This is a genomic window from Propioniciclava sp. LT432 (assembly GCF_059515965.1).
This window is the reverse complement of the sequence record NZ_JCAKNE010000061.1, coordinates 1-6,129: the sequence shown is the minus strand read 5'-3', so window position 1 is coordinate 6,129 and position 6,129 is coordinate 1. Positions and strand designations below refer to the sequence as shown.

Genomic DNA, 6,129 nt, shown 5'->3' with positions numbered 1-6,129 from the left:
AGCCGTTGCTGGCCGGCGTACACCTCGACCATGGTGTCGGTGACCCGCAGATCGACGCCACGACCGATGTGCGGGTAGGGAACCGAGTAGAAGTTGAGCCTGTCAAGTTGTCTGTGTGTGAGTGGGTCGGTTCACTTTCAGTTGATGTGGTTGTCGAGTCGGTCGGGGAAGGCGATGAGGAGGGCGCCGAGGGCGGCCTTCCAGCCTTGGGTGGTGGCGCCTTCTACGAGGTAGCCCGGTGCGGTGCGGGACTCGCCCTTGGGTTTGCCGGCTTCCTTGGCGCGTGCTCGGGCTCGCTTGTCCTCGATGTCACGGATCGCCAGCCACAACAGTTTCACGACGGAGTCGTCGTTGGGGAAATGGCCGCGGTTCTTGATGATCTTGCGTAGCTGGTAGTTCAGCGATTCGATCGCATTCGTCGTGTAGATGATCCGTCTCACTTCGGGTGGGAATTCCAGGAACGGGATGAACCTTTCCCACGCGTTCTCCCAGGTAGCGACGGTGGCGGGGTACTTACGACCCAGGTCACTGCCTGCGAACTCCAACAAGGCTGTCTCGGCGGCCTCGACCGTGGGGGCGGTGTAGACCGGCCGTAGGGCCGCGGCGACCCGCTTGCGGTCGGTGTAGGACACGAACCGCATCGACGCGCGGATCAGGTGCACCGTGCAGGTCTGCACGATCGCGCGCGGCCAGGTGGCTTCGATGGCCTCGGGGAACCCGGTCAGCCCGTCGCAACACACGATGAGCGTGTCGGTGATGCCGCGGTTGCGGAGCTCGGCCAGCACACCGGCCCAGAACTTGGCGCCCTCGCTGGTCTGGACCCAGATCCCGAGTACGTGTTTCACGCCGTCCAGATCGATCCCGACCGCGATGTGGGCGGCCTTGTTGCGGACCTGGTGGCTGTCGCGGACCTTGACCACCAGCGCATCGAGGTAGATGACCGGGTAGACCGGGTCCAACGGCCGGGACTGCCACGCCTTGACCTCATCGAGGACGGCGTCGGTGATCTTGCTGATCGTCTCATGGGACAGCTCGGTGCCGATCGTGCGCGCGAGGTGGGCCTGGATGTCACGGATCGTCATCCCGCCCGCGTACAGGCTGATGATCATGTCGGCCAGCCCGCCGACCTGCCGTTCGCCCTTGGGCACCAGCCGGGGCTCGAAGGTCGAGTGCCGGTCCCGGGGGATGTCCAACGGTATCGACCCGACCTCGGAATGCACCGTTTTCGGGGTGGTCCCATTCCGGGAATTCGGCAACACCCGACCCGCCGGGTCGCCCTTGGCGTATCCCAAATGGGAGGTCAACTCGGCGCCCAATCCGCGCTCGAGAACGGCCTTGATCATTTCGGGGATGAACCCGCCCTCGCCGGTCAGCTGCAGGGCGCCCTCATCGATCCGGCCCATCAAGTCGTCCAGCAGGCCGGCATCCAACATGTCCTGGATCGCCTCACGCGCTGACGGGCGAGCACCCTCCAGCGGCCCGAACGGACCCGACACAGTCTCGTCGTTCGTCGTCATCGTCACAGTCTCTACTCCCTTGAGTCAGGGACCCCTCCCACACAGACCATCTGACTTACATGCTGGTATGACTGCGCGGGGGTCGTGACCCTACGTCTGACTGGCACCCTGCTGGGTTGCCGATGGAGTGATCCGTCCGACCCTCGCGCAGCTAGCGGCACCGGCCGGTCGGGCCATGACCTAATACGAGCCTGACCCATCGCACGGGATCTGGTGTGAGTCCTGTCTGACCGGCCCGGCCGGCGCCGAACCCATCGGCAAGGAAGGGCAGCACCATCATGACAAACCAACAGAACAATGTGGGTGGCGTCGATTCGCACAGCGACACGATCCACGTCGCGGTGATCACCGGGATCGGCCAACCCGTGGCCGATCGGGAGTTCCCCACCACCGTGGCCGGCTACCGACGAGCCGTTGCTTGGCTCATCGAGCGAGGGCCCCTGGACAGCGTCGGCGTGGAGGGCACCTCCAGCTACGGGGTGGGCATCACCACTGAACTCCTCACTGCCGGGATCCAGGTGATCGAGGTCAACCGCACCCGCCCAGCAGATAAGCGCAAGCAGGGCAAGAGCGATCCGCTCGACGCCTACCGAGCTGCTCGCTCGGTCTTGTCGGGTGAGGCCACCACCAGCCCGAAGAATCCCAGTATCGAACCCCTCCGTGCGCTCAACATCGCCCGCCGATCCGCGGTCAAGGCCCAGCAGGCCGCCTGGCGGCAGATCAACGCCCTTCTGGTCAACACCCGCCCCGAACTGCGGGACCGCTACCGAGGACTGCCCGAGGCGAAACTCCTCACCACCCTGCACGACAGCAGACCCGACCAACTCCACAACAGCGACGACGCCGACACCATGCACGCGTTACGCACGCTGGCTCGACGACACCGTGCCCTCGCCGATGAGATCAGCCAGCTCGACGAACGAATCCTGCGCCGCGCCCGCCGCGCCAACCCAGCCCTGATGGCCATCAAGGGCGTCGGCCCAGCCATCGGCGCGCAACTCCTCCTCACCGCAGGCGAGAACCCAGACCGACTCCGTTCGTCTGCCTCCTTCGCCGCCCTGTGCGGAACCGCCCCCATCCCCGTCTCCTCAGGACGCACCGACCGGCATCGCCTCAGCCGAGGAGGCGACCGGCAAGCCAACGCCGCCCTGCACCACATGGTCAAGGTCTGAGGTGAGGGATTGTTTCCGGACCAAGAGCCCCCACCGGTAGAATCCGTGGGAGAAATGGAAGGGATCGAATGACCCGGAAGAAGTTCAGCCCGGAATTCAAGGCGGAGGCGGTTCGTGCGGTGATTGAGTCGTCGCGGACTGTTGCCGAGGTCGCGCGTGATCATGGTATCGGCTCGGAAACACTCAGGAATTGGGTGAATGCGTATCGGCGGGACCACGCCGACGAGTTACCGGAGATCAGCGAACCGGAGCGTGCTGAACTGGCACGGTTGCGTAAGGAGGTCCGTGAGTTGAAGGCCGAGCGGGAGTTCCTTGGAAAAGCGGCGGCTTATGTGGGTGATGTCTGTCAAGCGGGGGTTTGATCGAGGCGTTCGAGGAGGTTGGTGTAGACCTCGGCGCGGCGGGTTTGGCCTTTGGCGCAGGCGTCGTCGCGTTGGGCTTGCAGGGTGGGGCGGTGTTCGATGGTGGTGAAGAACATGGTGCAGGACTCGCAGATGGTTTCGTAGCGGCAGTCGAGCTCGATCGGGCGGGCGCAGTAGCCGTTGCCGAGTAGACGCTTGCTTACCTCAGCGTGCAGGCTGGTCATGGCTGGTCCGGCCGCGTCGGCGGGTAGGCGCACACCTGTTGCGCGCTTGGTGCCGGTGGCGCTCTTTGCGACATCTGTCGTGGTGGGTGTGGTCGTGGCGTAGAGGGACTCGATCTTGCGGGTGACGTTGAAGTATTGGTCGGCGACGGTGCGGTCCCCGATCCGGGCGTAGACCATGGTCATGGACAGGTCAGCGTGTCCGAGCAGAGCGGCGATGGCTTCCAGGCTCATGCCGCGGTTGATGGCTTGGGTGGCAAGGGTGTGACGCAGTTGGTGGGGGTGGACGTGGCCGAGCCCGGCACCGGATGCGGCCTTCGCGACGGCCTTGTCGATGCGGGTCGGTGGGATCGGGCGGCCCCGGTCGAGTAGGAGCAGGTCGCTGGCCTGCCAGTCGGGACGGTCGGCGAGCCAGTCGTCGATCAGGGTCTTCAGCTGCGGGTCCAAGGGGATGTACCGGTCGTTGTGGAGCTTGCCGATGGGGGTGCGCAGCCAATAGCCGGTGCCGATCTGGACGACGGCGTCGATGGTGAGGCCGAGCAGTTCACCGCGCCGCATCCCGGTACGGGCCAGGGTCTGCACGATGAGCCGGTCGAGTCGGTTCGGCAGTGCTCGGGCGGCAGCCATGAACGCGGCTGCCTGGGCGTCGTCGAGGAACTTCGGAAGTGGCTTGTCCAGGCGGGGACGGTCGTCGCGGTACACGGGTACCCGGGCGGGGACGTCGTCGTAGCCCCACTCGATGATCCGGGTGAAGAACGAGCGCAGGTGGCCCATGCGCATGGCCAGGGTCGTCTTGGTCAGCGGCTTGCCTCGGTGTCCCGGCCGTGCTGCGAGCCAGGTCTTGTAGCCCTCGACGTGTGCGCGATCGATGTCCGCGACCCGCACCACCAGGTGAACGTCGCCGTCGCCGCCGGGATCGGTGCCGTGCTGGTCGGCGCTGTGGTGGTGGATGAGGTAACCGGCGAACTGGCGGAGCGTGGTGTCGAACAAGGTGACCGACGCCGGGCGTAGTGACAGGGAGCATTGATGCAGGTAGCGACGCATTGTTGCGGTCATGACCGGGGCGTGGGCTTCGAGGTGGTCCCAGTCGACTTCGGCGACGGGCCGGTGAATCCAGCGTCGTCGCTTGTCCGGGGAGGGTGCTTGGCCACGGTGATGCATGAGCGCGTCGAGCCCGAACAGTGGGGTGGACAGTGACTTGTGCGGGATGGCGTCCTTGCCTGCGGTCACGGACTCGAAGAACACTGTTCGTGCCCGCTGGTAGGCGGCGGGGGTGAGCGCGTCGGGACCCGTACCGGCGATCACGGCAATGCGGGACAGGTGGGTCCACATGCGGCCGATCTCTTTGTCGCAGAACCCGAGCTGAGCGGCCTGGCCGTTGAACCGGTCGTACTGGTCGGGATAGGCGGTACGCAGGTAGACGCCCCAGCGGCATCCAGACCCCGTCACGAAGGCAGGATCGACACACAGGCCAGTCGCCACAGCAGCGTGGGCGGCAAACGACATGACCTCGCTTCGTACGGCCCGCCGGGTCATGACGTCGGCCGCGTTCCAAGCGGCAAGAGTGGTGAAACGCCGGTCGAACCCAGCCACGCCCTGGCGGCGGGTCTGGCGGGCTGCGGGCGTCGCGCCGGCCGCGATGTACGCGTCCGCGAACCAGCGCAGCACGTCGACCGCCTCAGCCACAGCACGGTCCGGCGATGACGTCGGCGCCGGGGACGCACTCACTGGGCCTGTAGAGGGGGTCACGACACCGCTCCGTTGTTGTCGTAGATGTCGGCGAGCACGGTCATGGCGTCGCGATACTGGTCGGCGAGCCAGTCGTTGGACAAGTGCAGGTAAAGGCGAGTCGTGTCGAGGTTCGCGTGCCCCGCCTGGGCCTGGATTGCTTCCAGGCTCATCCCAGCCTCACGCAGGCGAGTGAAGCACGTATGACGCAACTCGTGGCACGTCGCATGAGCGAGCCCGGCTCGGCGGCGGGCTCCGGCGAGGACCTCGTCAAGCCCCGCCGCCGTGAGCGGACGACCCCGGTTGGGGCCCTTCAACACCACGAACACGCGCTCGCCGTCGCCGTCGCGTGGCCGCTCGAGGGACAGGTAGGCGTGTAGGTGAGTGAAGAACAACGGATCGACCGGGACGATCCGTTCGTGACCGCCCTTGCCCGCACAGATGAACACGCGCTGGTCGCCTGGCTGGATATCGGTGAACCGCACGCCGAGGACTTCGCAACGCCGTAGCCCGGCGCGCAGCATGAGCGTGACCATCGCCAGGTCCCGTTGCGTGCGCAGCGCGTTCGTCAGCGCGACGGCCTCACCCGGAGCGAGGATGCGCGGCAGACGCTTCGGGGCCCGGACCAGCGGTGCCCCTCGCAGCGACCGTGTCCTAGGGGTGATCGATCGCGGGACGGGCTGGCGCTCGCACACGCCACGCGCGATGAGGTAGTCGAACAACGAGGTCACCGTCGCCAACCGGCGCTTGATCGTGGAGGCCGCCAACCCCTGCTCGCCATCGGACAGGCGCACCACGTTCCCACCACGTCGTGGCTGGCGTTGTGCCTCGATGAACGCCAACACGTCCGCAGTCCCCACGGCCAGCGGCCGCTTACCCACCACGGTAAAGAAGACCTTCAAGTCGAAAGCCTGCGCCGTCACCGAGTTCGGACGCAGCCGCGCCGCAGTGAACCGCAGATACTCATCCAACAGCGCGTCACCCAACTCGGGAGCGGCGCCGCGCGAGCGGGCAAGGACAGGCACGAACAACTCCATCAACAGCTCCAGCCACGAGAACGACGACCACATCGTCGACCCCGTCACGAACCGCCATCCACCCGGAGTCGAGATCACCTACATATCAAGCC

At 66.1% G+C, this 6,129-nt stretch carries 5 protein-coding genes and 1 pseudogene; 2 read left to right on the top strand and 4 right to left on the bottom strand.

Annotation, left to right across the window (positions count from 1 at the left end):
* Together AC5YDV_RS19450 and AC5YDV_RS19445 are read right to left on the bottom strand one after the other, a co-directional pair.
* Positions 1-83, bottom strand: a pseudogene (locus tag AC5YDV_RS19450) (hypothetical protein); the annotation flags it as partial.
* A gap of 54 nt (positions 84-137) precedes the next feature.
* The gene (locus AC5YDV_RS19445) at positions 138-1,433 is read right to left on the bottom strand and encodes an IS256 family transposase (RefSeq protein WP_496192569.1); all 1,296 of its coding nucleotides are present in this window, start codon (positions 1,431-1,433) and stop codon (positions 138-140) included.
* 362 nt (positions 1,434-1,795) lie between these two features.
* Between AC5YDV_RS19445 and AC5YDV_RS19440 the strand changes: the two genes are divergently transcribed.
* Complete coding sequence (locus AC5YDV_RS19440; protein ID WP_496192544.1) at positions 1,796-2,689, top strand: IS110 family RNA-guided transposase; 894 nt, start codon at positions 1,796-1,798, stop codon at positions 2,687-2,689.
* A 68-nt stretch (positions 2,690-2,757) separates the two neighbouring features.
* Complete coding sequence (locus tag AC5YDV_RS19435; RefSeq protein WP_496185181.1) at positions 2,758-3,051, top strand: transposase; 294 nt, start codon at positions 2,758-2,760, stop codon at positions 3,049-3,051.
* On the opposite strand, the gene AC5YDV_RS19430 is transcribed toward AC5YDV_RS19435, so the two are convergent.
* Together AC5YDV_RS19430 and AC5YDV_RS19425 are read right to left on the bottom strand one after the other, a co-directional pair.
* Positions 3,036-4,958 carry a tyrosine-type recombinase/integrase gene (locus AC5YDV_RS19430; RefSeq protein WP_459018334.1) on the bottom strand — a complete coding sequence of 641 codons (1,923 nt, stop codon included), beginning with the start codon at positions 4,956-4,958 and terminating at the stop codon, positions 3,036-3,038. The two genes, AC5YDV_RS19435 and AC5YDV_RS19430, sit on opposite strands and share 16 nt — an antisense overlap.
* A 59-nt stretch (positions 4,959-5,017) precedes the next feature.
* Positions 5,018-6,070 carry a tyrosine-type recombinase/integrase gene (locus tag AC5YDV_RS19425; RefSeq protein ID WP_463644791.1) on the bottom strand — a complete coding sequence of 351 codons (1,053 nt, stop codon included), beginning with the start codon at positions 6,068-6,070 and terminating at the stop codon, positions 5,018-5,020.
* Between the last annotated feature and the right edge of the window lie 59 nt (positions 6,071-6,129).